General features: G+C 54.1%; 15 protein-coding genes. 7 read left to right on the plus strand and 8 right to left on the minus strand.

The window, feature by feature from the left end; translation table 11 throughout:
- Nucleotides 1-39 precede the first annotated feature (39 nt).
- From TRICHSKD4_RS08855 to rph, 5 genes are all read right to left on the minus strand, one after another.
- The gene (locus TRICHSKD4_RS08855; protein ID WP_040616597.1) at nt 40-456 is read right to left on the minus strand and encodes a DUF2852 domain-containing protein; all 417 of its coding nucleotides are present in this window, start codon (nt 454-456) and stop codon (nt 40-42) included.
- A 164-nt stretch (nt 457-620) separates the two neighbouring features.
- Nucleotides 621-2,264, minus strand: a complete 1,644-nt coding sequence (phaZ, locus tag TRICHSKD4_RS08860) for a polyhydroxyalkanoate depolymerase (RefSeq protein WP_009467168.1) — start codon at nt 2,262-2,264, stop codon at nt 621-623.
- A gap of 275 nt (nt 2,265-2,539) precedes the next feature.
- Nucleotides 2,540-3,706: a radical SAM family heme chaperone HemW gene (gene hemW / locus TRICHSKD4_RS08865; RefSeq protein WP_009467169.1), complete on the minus strand. Its 1,167-nt coding sequence runs from the start codon at nt 3,704-3,706 to the stop codon at nt 2,540-2,542.
- Entirely contained in the window at nt 3,706-4,344 is a 639-nt protein-coding gene (gene rdgB / locus TRICHSKD4_RS08870) for an RdgB/HAM1 family non-canonical purine NTP pyrophosphatase (protein ID WP_009467170.1), read from the minus strand. The genes hemW and rdgB overlap by 1 nt, the downstream gene beginning before the upstream one ends.
- Before the next feature lie 24 nt (nt 4,345-4,368).
- A complete protein-coding gene (gene rph / locus TRICHSKD4_RS08875) occupies nt 4,369-5,082 on the minus strand; it encodes a ribonuclease PH (RefSeq protein WP_009467171.1) in 714 nt (237 codons plus the stop codon).
- 163 nt (nt 5,083-5,245) lie between these two features.
- Between rph and hrcA the strand changes: the two genes are divergently transcribed.
- Both hrcA and TRICHSKD4_RS08885 read left to right on the plus strand, forming a co-directional pair.
- Entirely contained in the window at nt 5,246-6,295 is a 1,050-nt protein-coding gene (gene hrcA, locus TRICHSKD4_RS08880; RefSeq protein ID WP_009467172.1) for a heat-inducible transcriptional repressor HrcA, read from the plus strand.
- A 53-nt stretch (nt 6,296-6,348) separates the two neighbouring features.
- On the plus strand, nt 6,349-7,158 hold the full coding sequence (locus TRICHSKD4_RS08885; protein WP_009467173.1) for a molybdopterin-synthase adenylyltransferase MoeB: 810 nt from the start codon (nt 6,349-6,351) through the stop codon (nt 7,156-7,158).
- Between the two features lie 62 nt (nt 7,159-7,220).
- Here TRICHSKD4_RS08885 and TRICHSKD4_RS08890 read toward each other — a convergent pair whose 3' ends face one another.
- Nucleotides 7,221-7,640 carry a DM13 domain-containing protein gene (locus TRICHSKD4_RS08890; protein ID WP_009467174.1) on the minus strand — a complete coding sequence of 140 codons (420 nt, stop codon included), beginning with the start codon at nt 7,638-7,640 and terminating at the stop codon, nt 7,221-7,223.
- 167 nt (nt 7,641-7,807) lie between these two features.
- Nucleotides 7,808-8,305, minus strand: coding sequence for a protein-export chaperone SecB (gene secB, locus TRICHSKD4_RS08895; RefSeq protein ID WP_009467175.1), 498 nt, complete (start codon nt 8,303-8,305; stop codon nt 7,808-7,810).
- A gap of 181 nt (nt 8,306-8,486) precedes the next feature.
- Between secB and TRICHSKD4_RS08900 the strand changes: the two genes are divergently transcribed.
- The 5 genes from TRICHSKD4_RS08900 to TRICHSKD4_RS08920 all read left to right on the plus strand — a co-directional run bounded on the left by TRICHSKD4_RS08900 (nt 8,487) and on the right by TRICHSKD4_RS08920 (nt 14,231).
- A complete protein-coding gene (locus tag TRICHSKD4_RS08900) occupies nt 8,487-9,821 on the plus strand; it encodes an ActS/PrrB/RegB family redox-sensitive histidine kinase (RefSeq protein WP_009467177.1) in 1,335 nt (444 codons plus the stop codon).
- Between the two features lie 83 nt (nt 9,822-9,904).
- Nucleotides 9,905-10,462, plus strand: coding sequence for an ActR/PrrA/RegA family redox response regulator transcription factor (locus TRICHSKD4_RS08905; RefSeq protein WP_040616665.1), 558 nt, complete (start codon nt 9,905-9,907; stop codon nt 10,460-10,462).
- A 68-nt stretch (nt 10,463-10,530) separates the two neighbouring features.
- Nucleotides 10,531-11,286 carry a hypothetical protein gene (locus TRICHSKD4_RS30020; protein ID WP_009467179.1) on the plus strand — a complete coding sequence of 252 codons (756 nt, stop codon included), beginning with the start codon at nt 10,531-10,533 and terminating at the stop codon, nt 11,284-11,286.
- A 191-nt stretch (nt 11,287-11,477) separates the two neighbouring features.
- The gene (locus TRICHSKD4_RS30025) at nt 11,478-12,287 is read left to right on the plus strand and encodes a hypothetical protein (RefSeq protein ID WP_009467181.1); all 810 of its coding nucleotides are present in this window, start codon (nt 11,478-11,480) and stop codon (nt 12,285-12,287) included.
- Nucleotides 12,288-12,539: 252 nt separating this feature from the next.
- A complete protein-coding gene (locus TRICHSKD4_RS08920) occupies nt 12,540-14,231 on the plus strand; it encodes a methyl-accepting chemotaxis protein (RefSeq protein WP_009467182.1) in 1,692 nt (563 codons plus the stop codon).
- Here TRICHSKD4_RS08920 and coaA read toward each other — a convergent pair.
- Nucleotides 14,228-15,193 carry a type I pantothenate kinase gene (gene coaA, locus TRICHSKD4_RS08925; RefSeq protein ID WP_040616598.1) on the minus strand — a complete coding sequence of 322 codons (966 nt, stop codon included), beginning with the start codon at nt 15,191-15,193 and terminating at the stop codon, nt 14,228-14,230. The genes TRICHSKD4_RS08920 and coaA overlap by 4 nt on opposite strands.
- Nucleotides 15,194-15,222 lie beyond the last annotated feature (29 nt).

Below are 15,222 nucleotides of genomic sequence, written 5' to 3' on the forward strand. Positions count from 1 at the left end.
CGCCGCTTTCGGTCCAAGTTCACTGATTTTTCAATCAGATCACGAGTCTTCTGGAGCCGGGCCGCGTCCACGGTTGTTCATGAACCGATCAAATTCCTCTTGATCGCGCGCACGGCGCAAGTCTTTCAGGAAGTCGTCGAATTCATTGCGCATGGCTTCCAGACGGGCACGCTCTTCTTCAAGGCGTTTGATTTCCTTATCACGGTACTCGTCAAAAGCGGCGTTTCCAGTCCGCGCATAGGCACCACTTGCCATCTGATCTACTGCTCCCTTGAATGGGCTGCTCCGCCACTGAGACTTGGCATCACGTGCCATGTCCTGAAAACGATCGCCCCACAAAATATAAGCCAACATGGCAAGGCCGAGCGGCCAGAACACCACGAAACCAAGGACCATCAGACCAATGGTCATCGGGGTCCATGCAGGCTTGATCATGCAACTTGCTGACGTTGTCATAGTCCTATCCGTAAGTTGACATCTACAGCTATCACGTGGGGGTTCACGGCTTCGTGTTCAAGTTTAAGTCGGAAATATTTTGAACGCTCTGGCTGTTCTGCGCGCAATAAAAAACCCCGCCAGACCGGCGGAGGTTTGTTTTATCAGCAGCAAATTTTGGCTGTTCAAGCCGTTTCGCCGGAGAGCTTTTTCGCTTGATCCAGCCAATTGTCCCGCATCATGCGGCCCCGGAAATCCAGCTTGGTATCAAGGGCTTCAATCTGCTTGTCCGTCAGACCCGCGATCTGCCAATAATGAAATATGCCTGCTTCATTGAGGGATTTTTCCAGCTTCGGACCAACGCCCGAAATTGCCTTCAAATCATCTACCGCACCCTGCGGTTTATCGAGCATAATTTTCTCAATCGGATCAGCCGTTTTTTTGGCTAACGGCGCTTTGGCCTTCACTGTGGCCGCTTTTTTTGCGGGCGCTGGCTTGGCACCGGAGGCTGTTTTCGCTGGCTCAGATTTGGGCGGGCTGCTTTTTGCAGGAGCGGCTTTTGCTGCAACAGCGGGTTTCGCAGTTTTCGGCTTTTTGGCAATCTCACGATGCGTCTTGATGAAATCAAGAACTCGAGGTGCGATCTCCGAGCGCCAACGTGAACCGTTAAACACGCCGTAGTGACCAACACCTGGTTGCGTGTAATGCGCCTTTTTGTCGTCCGACAAATTGCTACAGAGCTTGTGCGCGGCCTCTGTTTGACCACCACCGGTGATGTCGTCCTTCTCACCTTCCACCGTCAAAAGCGCTGTTCGGGTGATCTTGGAGCAATCGACCAGTTGGTCGTGATGTTTCATCGTTCCCTTTGGCAAGGAATGCTCAATGAACACCGTTCGCACCGTTTGCAGGTAAAATTCAGCCGTCAGATCCATGACAGCCAGATATTCATCATAGAAATCGCGATGCTTTTCTGCACTGTCGCCATCACCTTCAATGAGGTGCTGGAAGAACTCACGGTGTGCCGATACGTGCCGGTCAAGGTTCATGCCCATGAACCCGGACAGCTGCAGGAAGCCGGGATACACATCTCGCATGAACCCCGGATGCGGGAACGGCACCTTCATGATGACGTTGCTCTCGAACCAGTCCATACCCTTGGATACAGCGAGATTGTTCACAGCCGTTGGCGCTACACGCGTGTCAATCGGTCCGCCCATCAGCGTCATTGTGGCTGGAATGTAAGGATCGTTGCGTCCTTCCATGGCCGCAACAGCTGCAAGCACCGGAACGGAGGGCTGACACACGCCAATGACGTGCGAGTTCGGGCCGAGGAATTGCAGCATCCCGATGACGTAATCGATATAGTCATCCAGATCGAATTTGCCGTCCTGCAACGGCACCATGCGCGCATCCACCCAATCGGTGATGTAAACCTCGGCATGGGGCAGGAGCGTTTCCACGGTTCCCCGCAACAGAGTTGCATAGTGGCCCGACATTGGGGCAACGACCAGAATTTTCGGATCATTCCGGTCCCCGACCGACCCACGTTCAAAATGAATCAGATCGCAGAACGGGCGTTTCCAGACGACGTTCTCGCTGACAGGAACTGTCTGTCCGCCAACCACAGTCTCATTGAGACCGAACTCAGGTTTGCCGTATCGCCGAGTAACCCTCTCCAGCACCTCACAGCTTGCTGCAATGGAGCGACCATAGCCGGTGTGGCTCAGTGGGTTGAGCGGATTTTGAAAGTAAAGCCGTGTCATATCCGCAGCAGCCCGCACCGGGCCCATGGCGGCATGATTTAATTCGTAAAGGTGATAATACGGCACGCGTCTTGCTCCTTAGCACCTGTCCCGAACGCTTTCTGATCACTCGCCGTGATGTATCCGCGACCGATCAGGAAACGTTTTGCATTGCACCAGCATAGGCAAATGTTTGAGTGCGCTGCAATACCGCTTATTGGCTAAGACGAAACAATATGCTGTTCCCAAGCAAACTTAGCTAAGATCATGCAGATATTCGGGAAACTTATGCACTCTACCTATTGTTATTTCTCTATATATAACAACAAGGTAAAGAATTTTCTCTCATGAGTGCAACTTTGTCAGGCAGCGAGGTCAGCAACAACTGCATCCAGAACCATAAACCCATCTCTGGTTGCACGAACGCGAGTTTCGTCGATTTTTTCTACCATACCGTGCTCGATCAATGCCGAGAGCCGACGCGGATCTATTGCTCTGCAGGCGATTTTTTCATAACGCTGCAGATCAATACCCTCAGTCAGACGCAAGCCCATCAGCAGGAACTCATCGCCTTGTTCCTCCTCCGACAGACCCTGGTCTTCAACCTTGCCATGACCATGCGTCTCAACATTTTCCAGCCATGTTTCCGGATGGCGTTCGATGGCGGTTGCCAGTTTGCTGGCCCCAACCGTGATGCGACCATGGGCGCCAGGGCCTACCCCAACATAGTCCCCATATCGCCAGTAGACCTGATTGTGCCGACATTCAGCACCAGGCCGGGCATGATTTGATACCTCATAAGCTGGAAGCCCATGCGCGGTGGTGATGTCCTGCGTCAGAGCATAAAACTCTGCCCCGACATCTGGTTCCGGCACGACAAGCTTTCCGGCATGGTAGAGCGTGTAGAATGGAGTGCCTGGCTCAATTGTCAGCTGGTAGAGCGACAAATGATCGGCGGCCAGATCAAGGGCCTGTTGCAGTTCGGCCCGCCAATCCTCTAACGACTGGTCCGGACGGGCATAAATCAGATCAAACGAGAGGCGCGGGAACGTGCTTCGGGCTGTTTCAATTGCCTTTAACGCTGTTTTGACGTCATGAAGGCGGCCCAGCAGCTTCAAATCACGGTCATGGAGCGATTGCACGCCCAAAGAGACCCGGTTGACGCCAGCAGCGCGATAGCCACGAAATCTCTCAGATTCCACACTCGACGGATTAGCCTCAAGGGAGATCTCAACCTCATCATCAATCGACCAAAGCCCGGAGACTTTGCTCAAGATGCGCTCAACGGTTTGTGGTTTCATCAGGGATGGTGTGCCACCCCCAAAGAAAATCGACTGGACCGTCTTGCCTTTGGTGAGGTCTGCAAAATGCGTCAGCTCGCGCTCAAACGCTGCTGCAAAACGGTCCTGATCGACGGCCTGGTGCCGCACATGGGAGTTGAAGTCACAATAAGGGCACTTGGCTGCACAAAACGGCCAATGAATATAGATCCCGAACCCGCCATCCGGCGCAGTGCCCTTTGTGTTCATTACCCCTCCAGACACGCCTTGGCGAACATCTGGAATGCGCGGGCGCGGTGAGAAAGTGCCGGCTCGGTTCTGGACCAGCCATGTTTTTCTTCACTCGTCATCTCGCCAAATGTGCGCTCATGGCCATCGGGTCGGAAAACCGGATCGTAGCCAAACCCCTTGTCGCCGCGCGGGGGCCACACGATTTCGCCCTCTACTTCACCGCGGAACTGTTCCATATGCCCATCCGGCCAGACAAGCGCCAGAACAGCCACAAATGATGACCGGCGTTGTTCTGGTGAGGTTGCACCCTTTTCCTGCAGCTTTTCTTCCACATTGCGCATTGCCATGGAAAAGTCCTTATCCGGACCGGCCCAGCGCGCTGAGTAGATGCCCGGCGCCCCATCGAGTGCAGCAACGCAGAACCCGCTGTCATCGGCAAGCGCGGGCAGATTTGCGACCTCAGCAGCAGCGCGTGCCTTCAGTTCGGCATTTGCTTCAAACGTCGTTCCGGTTTCTTCCGGTTCCGGCAGGTCTAGATCTCCCGCCGAGACCACATCAAACCCGAAAGGTGCAAGCAGTTCGTTGATTTCGCGGATTTTGCCCTTGTTGTGACTGGCCACAACAAGGCGCCCCGGTTCAAGTTTGCGATGGCTCATGCGGGAATGCCTTTTGAACGCGCCTTACAGGATTGACATTTTTTGAAGGTCAACCAGACGACCGATGCCTGCCTTGGCCAGACCCATCAATTGGCCGAATTCTTCTTCAGAGAATGGCGCACCTTCAGCTGTGCCCTGAATTTCGACAATCCCGCCAGAACCCGTCATCACAAAGTTGGCATCGGTTTCAGCGGTGCTGTCTTCTGCATAGTCCAGATCGAGCACCGGCGTGCCGTCATGAATGCCGCAGGAAATTGCTGCGATGTGGTCTTTGAGGACATCCTTTTTGACCATATCCCGCGCTTTCATCCACTCGATGCAGTCGCGTAGGGCGACCCAAGAGCCGGTGATTGCCGCTGTGCGTGTTCCGCCATCAGCTTGAATGACATCACAATCCACGCTTATTTGGCACTCACCCAAGGCTTCAAGATCTACAACAGCCCGCAGGGAGCGACCGATCAGACGCTGAATTTCCTGTGTGCGGCCTGATTGCTTGCCAGCGCTTGCTTCCCGGCGCATACGGTCACCGGTTGCCCGTGGCAGCATGCCGTATTCAGCGGTCACCCAGCCACGCTGCTGACCACGCAACCACGGCGGCACGCGCTCTTCCAAACTGGCGGTACAAAGGACATGTGTATCCCCAAACTTGACCAGGCAGGAGCCTTCTGCATGCTTCGAAACTCCTCGCTCAAGAGTTACGGCACGGAGTTCATCGTTGGCGCGTTTAGAAGGACGCATGATCTGTTTCCTGATTTGGACTGGTCAAAACGGCAACGCAAATTCGCTGCCCTGTGGACGCGTTGTAGCCTTGTGACCCCTGCAACGTAAAGCGCCGCTTGCATGCTACGGAGAAATTGTCCCTATATCTTATAAGGTCAGCTATCACGCGGAGTGTCCAAAGGTGAGTCTCGTAGACCTCGACAAACGTTCCCGGGAGATTTTCCGGTCAATTGTAGAATCTTACATGGAAACCGGAGAGCCGGTCGGATCCAGAAATGTGTCTCGAAACCTCGGCGTTACCCTGTCACCGGCTTCGGTTCGCAATGTCATGTCCGATCTGGAGCATATGGGCCTTTTGCACTCGCCCCACACAAGCGCAGGGCGCCTGCCAACAGAAATTGGGCTCAGGTTCTTTGTCGATTCCCTTCTTGAAGTGGGCGATTTGTCCCCGGATGAGCGCACACAAATTGAAGCACAGGTCCGCGCTTCCCAGGAGGCAAGTACGGTTGAACAGGTTCTGACAGAAGCAAGCCAAATGCTCTCAGGCTTATCTGCCGGGGCCGGCGTTGTTCTAACCCACAAAACCGATATGCGCCTGAAACACATAGAGTTCGTTCGAATTGAACCGCTCAAAGCGCTGGCGGTGCTCGTTGGCGAAGATGGAACCGTTGAAAACCGGATCATTGATCTTCCGCCCGGCCTTCCCGCATCTGCTCTTGTGGAAGCGAGCAATTATCTGAACGCCCATTTGCAGGGACGGTCAATCAATGATGTGAAGCTTGAACTGGAAAAGGTAAAGGCTGCGGGTGAGGCCGAGCTTGATCAACTCAGCCGCAAGGTTGTCGATGCGGGACTTGCCGTTTGGAGCGGAGACAACGGAGATGATGCGGGGACATTGATTGTCCGGGGACGCTCTAACCTTTTAACGGATGTGGAAGCCGCCGAAGATCTGGAGCGCATTCGGCTGTTGTTTGATGATCTGGAAAGCAAGCGCGACTTTATCCAACTGCTTGGTCTGGCTGAAAGTGGAGAAGGGGTGCGGATTTTCATTGGCTCGGAAAACAACCTGTTTTCGCTGTCGGGTTCGTCTTTGGTGGTGTCACCTTACCGGGATCAAAATCAGCGGATTGTCGGTGTTCTGGGTGTTATCGGCCCAACCCGGTTAAACTATGCCCGCGTGATCCCGATGGTGGACTACACGGCGCGCATGGTCAGTCGCATATTGCGGTGATATGACTGCGGTTTATTTTCGCTCCCAAAGCTCAGACAACACATGGAGTTTTCATGCTCTCACCAGCTGAACTGGAACGTTATGCACGCCACATCATCATGCAAGATATTGGTGGGGCAGGGCAGCAAAAACTCAAACAGGCCCGTGTTCTAGTTATTGGCGCCGGAGGGTTGGGCGCGCCAGTCTTGCAATATCTGGCAGCAGCAGGGGTTGGAACTCTTGGCATTGTGGATGACGACACGGTGTCACTCTCGAACCTTCAGCGACAGGTCATTCATGACACGGACCAGTTGAGCGAACCCAAGGTGGCGAGCGCCGCGGAGGCTATTGCCCGTCTTAATCCGAATGTGAAGGTGGAACCACACCTCACGCGCATTGCAGGCCACAATGCGATGTCGCTAATCTCAGACTATGACATCGTTGCCGACGGGTCTGACAATTTCGACACCCGTTACCTTGTTTCTGATGCTTGCTATTTTGCCAAAAAGCCACTGGTAACGGCGGCTGTCGGCCAGTTTGACGGATCAATCACAACCTTGCGCCCGTTTGAGGCAACGACGGACGGCACTCCTAATCCCACCTACCGGTGCCTTTTTCCGAACAAACCCAAGGATGGTCACCTGCCAACTTGTGCAGAAGCAGGCGTTCTGGGTGCGCTGACGGGAATTTTGGGCACCATGCAGGCCATGGAAATCATCAAGGAAATCGTCGGATTTGGCGAAAATCTGGTTGGCCGCTTCATCATGTTTGACGCCAAAAGCTTTCGAATGGAAACCATCCGCTACAAGCATTCGAAAAAGAACCCGCTGAGTGGCGATGCGCCGAAGTCCTGGCCTGAAATGCTGGAACTGGAGAGTTCGTAGATCGACCTTCTGAACCACTGAATACGACGCGCACATTGGCGCGCCGCATAAGCATTGAATATCTAGCGAATTCTGGCATGACCCATAGTCACAGAATGACGCTTGCACCAAATCAGAACATGGGATGCGCCTTTGAAGCCTCTCGGCTTCTTGATCCGGTAGGTTTGCCCACCCTTGTTTCTCTTCAGCTTGCCACCCACCACAATTGGTTTTCTCGTCCCGTTTGCCAGTGCAATAAACGGATCCGGCCCGCCACTGAACGAGAAATTTCGACCAAGCGTCACGGTGATCGTGTTCCCGTTATCCTTGATCGAAACACTTCCAGACGTCCTGTATCGATTGGCACCCTTGAAAGATCCGCGAACAGATTCACTGGCGCTGGAACGATTGCTTTCCGTGGAACCGGGGCGGACCCAGTGCCCTAAAGCGGGCTGAACTGCCATTGCTGCAATGAGCGCTGCCAACAGGAAAAGCTTTTTCATGCTTATGTCCTCCAAAAACTAACGTCAGGACATTTGCAATCGGCGATCAGGCAAAACAAGGACCACAGCGCTCTTTGCCAAACACTTCTGTTAACAGTGCCGTGATCAAAAAGAAAAGGGCTGCAAACCCGCTGGGTTGCAGCCCTTTTTGTCGATAACCAAACAGCTTAGTTCGGCTTTTGCTCGCCTTCGCCAGCTGCAGCTTGTTGCGCCATGTTCTGGCGGTAGAGTTGCGCAAAATCGATCGGGTCCAGCAGAAGCGGCGGGAAGCCACCATTGCGTGTTGCTTCGGCCAGAATATTCCGTGCAAACGGGAAAATCATGCGTGGGCACTCGATCATCACAAACGGATGCATATGTTCGGTCGGCACACCAGTGATGCGGAAGAGACCTGCGTAAACCAGCTCAACGTTGAACATGACCATGTCCGGACGCTCGGCCTTGGCAGTCAAGGTCAGCGTTACTTCAAACTGACCTTCACCAATCTGCTGCGCACCAACATTGACATTGATGTCAAGCTTCGGTTGCTCGCCTTGCTGCAGGGAGCGCGGTGCATTCGGATTTTCGAAAGACAGATCCTTGATGTACTGGCCAAGGATGTGCATGCCCGGTGCTGCGCCTTCGCCTTCCTGCGCTGCTGCGCCCGTCTCGTTCGTGTCAGTCATGGTGTCCCATTTCATTTCGCGGTCCAATATTGAGCGACCCGGCCAATATCACGTTCGGGTCCTCGGCCAGCAGCCCGCAGACACTGCCAACCCCTTGTGACGAGGTGGCTAGCATTTAGCGGCTCCCGACACAAGACAAACAGCCTTGCCAGCCGTTCCATAGAACGCCAAAACTACCGATATGTTACAAAGAACAGCTTCCAACAGCTTCCTGGAGAACAGGCGGCTAAAACTCGACACATTGGTTCGCTTGCGTTGGCTTGCCGTTGCGGGACAAACGGCGGCCCTTCTGGTGGTCAATGTCGGCCTCGGGTACCCTTTGCCGATTGCGTTTGCCTTTTCGCTGATTGCGCTTTCAGCATGGATCAATGTGATCCTGAAATTACGATGGCCGTCGTCTTTGCGCCTGTCTGAGAGGGCAGCAACCGCCCAGCTGGCTTACGACATTGTGCAAATGAGCGGCCTGTTGTTCCTGACCGGCGGGCTGGGCAATCCGTTTGCCTTCTTGTTGCTGGCCCCGGTTATGGTGTCAGCCACCGCCCTTTCTGCGCAAAAGACAATCATGCTCGGCTCCTTGGCGACGGCTTTTGCCAGCTTTTTGGCTGTTTATCACTTACCACTGCCTTGGCCGAGCGGGTCAGAATTCCAGCTGCACCCGGTCTATTCCATCGGGATCTGGATTGCACTTGTTTCCTCTCTGGCCTTTATGGCGTCCTATGCCTTTCGTGTAGCGGAGGAAGCACGGCAACTTGCGGACGCGCTGGCCGCAACAGAACTGGTACTGGCACGCGAACAACACCTGAACGCTCTCGATGGCCTCGCGACCGCCGCAGCTCATGAGCTTGGAACGCCTTTGGCGACCATCTATCTGGCCTCCAAGGAACTGCGGGATGAGTTTGAAAGCGGCGACCACCGGGGAGAGGATATCGAGCTTATCCACTCACAAGCCGAACGTTGCCGAAAGATCCTCAAGCAGCTGACCTCGCTTTCAAGCGACGAAGACCAGACCTACCAGCGCATGCCTGTTTCCCAATTGGTGGAGGAAGTTGTGGCTCCCCATAGGATGTTATCGTCCGGCATAGTCATCCAATCCTCAGGACAGGGCCATGAGCCTATCGGAACCCGCAATGCGGCCATTCAATATGGACTGGGCAACATACTGGAAAATGCAGTCGATTTCGCTCGCCACACGGTCAAGGTCACTGCGGTTTGGGATGAAAGGAACGTTGCAATCTCCATTATCGATGACGGGCCCGGTTTTGCCCAGGAGGTCATTGGCAAAATCGGAGACCCGTATGTCTCCAACCGCGGCGGAAAATTGTCCAAGATAAAGGCCTCTGGCGGGCTGGGGCTCGGATTTTTCATTGCCAAAACCTTGCTGGAGCGAACAGGTGCGAAAGTTGGCCTGCAAAACAGGCCAGCGCCTGAGCGTGGAGCGCATGTGCGTGTCACTTGGCCGCGCTCCGCCTTTGAAATGACCATTGGTGTGGACGAAACTGATCCTGCGGCCCTATAAGTACGTAGAAACATGCACAGGCAAAGTTTCGCCGGTTTTGGCGGGACGTCTACCTATCAAACATGAAAATCGGAACGACCGGCATGACTGACGCAAATCCGGCCCTGAGCGAGATGGACGAGAAGAGCCTTTTGATCGTCGATGACGACAAGCCTTTTCAACAGCGCCTGGCTCGGGCGATGGAAAAACGCGGATTTGAAGTGAGCACCGCTGATGGTGTTCGCGAAGCTGTTTCGGTCGTCAACGCCGCCTCTCCTGCCTTTGCTGTGGTCGACATGCGGCTGGAAGATGGCAATGGTCTGGATGTGATTGAAGCAATCCGCCAGCGCCGCCCCGAGTGTCGGGCTGTTATCCTGACGGGATACGGAAACATCGCCACTGCCGTCACAGCTGTTAAGCTCGGTGCTGTTGACTATCTCGCCAAGCCAGCTGACCCGGATGACATCATCGCTGCGCTGGCCCGAAAGCCGGAAGACAAGGCTCCCCCCCCGGAAAACCCCATGTCAGCCGACAGAGTTCGCTGGGAGCACATTCAACGGGTTTTCGAACTGTGTGATCGCAATGTTTCTGAAACAGCCCGCCGTTTGAACATGCATCGGCGGACCCTTCAACGCATTCTTGCCAAAAGAGCCCCGCGTTAGCACGCTTGGCCCTTGCCCTTTCTTCGCCATTTTGCGTAGGTACGGGCTAGGGAATCAGGTTTGCATAAATGGGCGACGTTTGGATGAAGGCTGGAAACGAGATCGTACGTTCTGCGAGACGATTTGTTCCGATTGCATTATTGGCCACTGCCGGATGCCTGAGCGCTCCCATCGCCAATGCTCAAACTGCACCAGAAACAGTTCGGATCAATGTCGATCCGCCTTCTCCCGGTATACGATCGGTTTTGATCGACAAGAAATATCGCCCGATTATCAATCGGGACAAGGACGGCGTCATCATCGACACGCTCGGCAGCAGTGACAAACTGCCTCCTTGCGATGTGAAACTGGAAGTGACGCTTGAAAACAGCCGCGTCCTGCACCGAAACGCTCATCTATGCAGTGGAGATACGCTGACAGTTGACGTGGAACTGGACGGAAAACCCGGGCAAGCGCGCGTTATCCGCGGCACCGGCGGCGTAGTTTCTGGAAGCCAAACACCGGATACGCCCACAACGCAGGCCGAGACAAGCAGCACTCCCTCTAGCCAGCAAAGCGAAACATCCGCACTCACTCCTGTCACACCGGATCAGGAAAACAGCACGCTCAAGCCACTGGAACGGGCTGAAACACCTATAGACGCTCCCGGTCCACTGATCAAACCGGGTTGTCTTCATTGGATCCTGCCCAGACCGGCGTCGCCGTCACATCCGGTTTCTTGCCCTCAACCCCATCTGACGCGCGGACTTGGGATGCCACAACCGGTACAGGGCCAGGATCTCCGTCCAAACTTTTTCATTCAGGCGCCGGCACAAACGACATAGATTTTGCAGCCCAATGCGACACGCAGTCCGGGGTCGCCACCATTACCCTGCGCCGGACATCGAACGACATTCGGTCAGGGCTTTCCCACCCGGTCCGCATTTCGACTGAAACCTCGACATGGAGCCATTCGGCGATTGGATCGACGGCCAACAACCCTTATGGCCTCTCATTTCCGGAAATCGTCCTCACCATGACCGATCCACTTTGGCAGGGCTTGATCAAGGACTCGACGGTCCGCGTCGAAGTGGAGGGGCTACCGGCCTATGTCATTTCACTAAAGGGCAGCGCGACACCGGTTCGGCTCTTCGTCGCCGCATGTTCTGAAGCGCAAACAATTGTCGGGGAAGAGAACACCCTTCCAGGAGCCACCGCTGATGCCGGTGATCTCGCCTGCTCGCAAGCCGGAAATGTGTTCTCAGCCGAAGGGACGCGTCCGGGTCAAATCATCTTCCGAAACAGCTCAAACTCTGCCGTTGATGTGAACTGGGTCGACTATTATGGCGGCGAACGGCCTTATGCCCGGCTTGAGCCGGGCCAAATTCTCGAACAGCAAACCTATGTGTCTCATGCCTGGATCGTACGTGGAACACAAGGACAGTGCCGCGGGATCTATGTGAGCCGGACACCGTATCGGGAAGTGGTCATTCAAGATGCTGCCCAATCTGCGCCATCGCAATGGGATACGCCTGCGCCATCCGGCTTTGGAAATCCGGTCCCACCTGCCGATGTTGGAGGCTCTGTGAGCCAATCCACCGCCACCGGCCGCCGGACTGTCGCCAACTACCTCTGCACGGCCGGAGTTGATCTCAATGTCGTTTATGAGGCAGATGGAACGACAGCAACGGTGGCTGAAATCGGCTACCGCGCCATCACCTTGCAAAATCTGAATGCTGCTTCCGGATTTCACTATTCTGGCGAAGGCCACACATTAAAGGGGCAGGTGAATAATCTGACTTGGAGCCGTCCTGGATTGCGTGAAGTGTTTTGCTCCCGTCGCTGATAAGGTCACACAAAGGATTTGCTACCAAATTCGCCGCCCAAATGTTACAGCGTCAAAAAACGCCATGTAACTCTAACTAACGTGAATTATTCACCCTTGTGACTTTTCACTTGTTACTATGTTTTTTATCAAGGCAACTTTTTGCTAGAAGCGAAATTTTTTATTTTTACTGTATTTATTAAGCTCTAAGTTTAATACTCACGTAACCGCACAAAGTTTAGTTCCCCATCAGGGTTTCACCGGGGACTAAACATGACCTATAAAAACTGGCCATTGTCGTGGAAGATCTGCCTTCCAGTCATCACCATTCTGTTTTTCACCGTATCGCTGTCCGTCTTCAGCTTGAACACGCTTCACGGATCTATGCATCAGGAACGGCTGAACCAGATCAAACACGTTTCGGATAGCGCAAAGTCGATTGCGGCACACTATCAGCGTCTGGAAGCGTCTGGAGACATGACGAAATCGGAGGCGCAAAATGCCGCTTTGGCCACGATCAAGGCCATGCGCTATGAGGGCTCGAACTATGTATATGTTCTTGCCTATGATGGGACTGTGCTTGCACATGCCAAAGATGATGTCATCGGCAAAAACCTGATGGGCGCCAAGGACCCTGACGGTATTACGTTCATCAAATCCCTCATCGAAAAGGCCCAAACGCAAAGTGAAACGGCCATCGTCTACAAATGGCCGCGAGCTGGAGACAGCCAACCTGTTGAGAAAAACGGTTGGGGCACGAACTTCAAGCCATGGGGCTGGGTGCTTGGCACCGGTGTTTATGTTGATGACATTCATGCCGCCTACTGGAACGAGGCACTTGTGCTTCTCATACTCATGGTGACCGGCACAGTTATCGCACTTTCAATTGCCCTATGGGCTGTGCGCAGCACCGTGAAGCCTTTGAAGACCTTTGTTCGGAACATCAATGCACTCGCCAATGGCAACGTCGAGATTGTGCTTGAAGACGACACCAGGACCGACGAAATCGGCCAAATGGCAGCGTCCATGAAGGTCTTCCATGCAAATGAACTGAAGCGCAAGGAACTGGAACAAGAGCAGGAATCCCTTCGAAACCGGGACATCGAAAAAGCCAACTACATTCGCCAGCTTGGCGCGGATTTTGACCTGCAAATCGTTAATCTGGTCTCCGAGTTCGAAACCTCTGTTTCCACCTTGCGCGAAGCCTCCACCGACATGGTCAATGGTGCGCAAAACACAAACGCGGAGAGCAACAAAGTATCTGCGGCCTCCCTTAAGGCGTCCGGTAACGCTGAGGCTGTTGCTGCTGCCGCAGAAGAGCTTTCCTCTTCGGTTCTGGAAATCGGTCGTCAGGTTCAATCCTCCAGCGAGATTGCAGAACAGGCAACTCAAGACGCACGTTCAACAAGTGAACGGATGGCAAGCCTGTCTCAGGCGGCAGAGCGCATTGGAGAGGTTGTCATTCTCATTCAAACGATCGCCGAGCAGACCAACCTGTTGGCACTCAACGCAACCATAGAGGCAGCCCGTGCAGGAGAGGCTGGCAAAGGGTTCGCCGTTGTGGCTGCGGAAGTAAAGGAGCTGGCGACACAGACCTCCAAGGCGACGGAAGAAATCTCCAGCCAGATCAATGCGATCCAGAGTGAAACCCGCGACACTGTACAAGCCATTTCATCAGTCGAAAGCATTGTCGAGAAGATGAACGAAATCGCTCGGTCCATCGCGGATTCTGTCGAAGAACAGAAACTGGCGACACAGGAAATTGCAGAAAATGCAACGCTAGCCTCACAAGGCACCAGCCAAGTTACGGAAAGCATCCAGTCGGTCTCGAGCGTGACGGAAGACACGCAAAAAACCGCGCTCGACTTGAGCGACTCAGCCCGCCAGCTGGATGATATCGCCAACACCCTGAAGGCTCAGGTGCATCACTTCAGCGGTGAGATCCGCTCAAGCTCGGCAGCCTAAACTTTCCGGAGAGCCACCTTTGCAATCCGGTGGCTCCGATCCTTTGTCAGGATCAGATCAGCCCGTGGCCGGGTCGGGAGAATGTTTTCCCGAAGGTTCAACAGGTTGATTTCACGCCAAATCCGGAGCGCTGTTTCCAGCGCTTCGGCATCATCAATCCGGGAGTACCGGTGAAAATAGGAACTGGGATCGCGGAATGCCGTTTCGCGCAGGCGCATGAAGCGCTCGACATACCAGTCTTCCAAAAGCTGTTCATCCGCATCAATATAGACTGAAAAGTCAAAGAAATCGGAGACAAAAGGCACGGCACGGCCATCTTTCGGCAGCTCGCGGGTCTGCAGGACATTCAGCCCTTCAACAATCAAAATATCCGGCTTGTCGACGGTGACCGTATGCCCCGGCATCACATCATAATAAAAATGCGAATAGACCGGCGCCTTCACATAGCGCTTGCCAGCTTTGATGTCGGACAAGAACTTCAAAAGGCGTGGGCGATCAAAACTCTCCGGAAAGCCCTTTTTGCCCATCAAGCCTTCTTGTTCCAAAACTAAATTTGGATGCAGAAAGCCATCCGTGGTGATCAAATCAACCTTGGGGCTGGCAGGCCAACGGGCCAGAAGCTCTCGCAAGACACGAGAGGTTGTTGATTTGCCGACCGACACAGACCCAGCAACACCAATGATGAACGGGATCTTGCCACCCTTGGCGTTCAGGAATTTTTGTGTTGCCCGATGGAGCCCAAAGGTGGACTCCGCATAAAAGGCCAAAAGTCGGGACAAGGGCAGGTAGATTTTCTCGACCTGATCCATGGACATGGGATCGTTGAGACCCTGAAGCTGCGTCACCTCGGATGCCGACAAGGTCATCGGCGTGTCAGCACGCAGACGAGACCACTGCTTGTCGTCAAAGACGCGGTACGGCGACAGGTCCATATCCTGCTTCATGGCAACTGCTTGATCCATGACGGCTTTACCCCGTGGCACGCACAGGC

Source organism: Roseibium sp. TrichSKD4 (genome assembly GCF_000148725.1).
Lineage (GTDB): Bacteria > Pseudomonadota > Alphaproteobacteria > Rhizobiales > Stappiaceae > Roseibium.

Coding starts and splice junctions, on each gene's coding strand:
- secB (WP_009467175.1), bottom strand. CDS start 8,305: ATGACTGACACGAACGAGACGGGCGCAGCAGCGCAGGAAGGCGAAGGC.
- TRICHSKD4_RS08900 (WP_009467177.1), top strand. CDS start 8,487: ATGTTACAAAGAACAGCTTCCAACAGCTTCCTGGAGAACAGGCGGCTA.
- TRICHSKD4_RS08855 (WP_040616597.1), bottom strand. CDS start 456: ATGACAACGTCAGCAAGTTGCATGATCAAGCCTGCATGGACCCCGATG.
- TRICHSKD4_RS30025 (WP_009467181.1), top strand. CDS start 11,478: ATGACCGATCCACTTTGGCAGGGCTTGATCAAGGACTCGACGGTCCGC.
- TRICHSKD4_RS08885 (WP_009467173.1), top strand. CDS start 6,349: ATGCTCTCACCAGCTGAACTGGAACGTTATGCACGCCACATCATCATG.
- rdgB (WP_009467170.1), bottom strand. CDS start 4,344: ATGAGCCATCGCAAACTTGAACCGGGGCGCCTTGTTGTGGCCAGTCAC.
- coaA (WP_040616598.1), bottom strand. CDS start 15,193: ATGGATCAAGCAGTTGCCATGAAGCAGGATATGGACCTGTCGCCGTAC.
- TRICHSKD4_RS08920 (WP_009467182.1), top strand. CDS start 12,540: ATGACCTATAAAAACTGGCCATTGTCGTGGAAGATCTGCCTTCCAGTC.
- hemW (WP_009467169.1), bottom strand. CDS start 3,706: ATGAACACAAAGGGCACTGCGCCGGATGGCGGGTTCGGGATCTATATT.
- TRICHSKD4_RS08905 (WP_040616665.1), top strand. CDS start 9,905: ATGACTGACGCAAATCCGGCCCTGAGCGAGATGGACGAGAAGAGCCTT.
- rph (WP_009467171.1), bottom strand. CDS start 5,082: ATGCGTCCTTCTAAACGCGCCAACGATGAACTCCGTGCCGTAACTCTT.
- TRICHSKD4_RS08890 (WP_009467174.1), bottom strand. CDS start 7,640: ATGAAAAAGCTTTTCCTGTTGGCAGCGCTCATTGCAGCAATGGCAGTT.
- TRICHSKD4_RS30020 (WP_009467179.1), top strand. CDS start 10,531: ATGGGCGACGTTTGGATGAAGGCTGGAAACGAGATCGTACGTTCTGCG.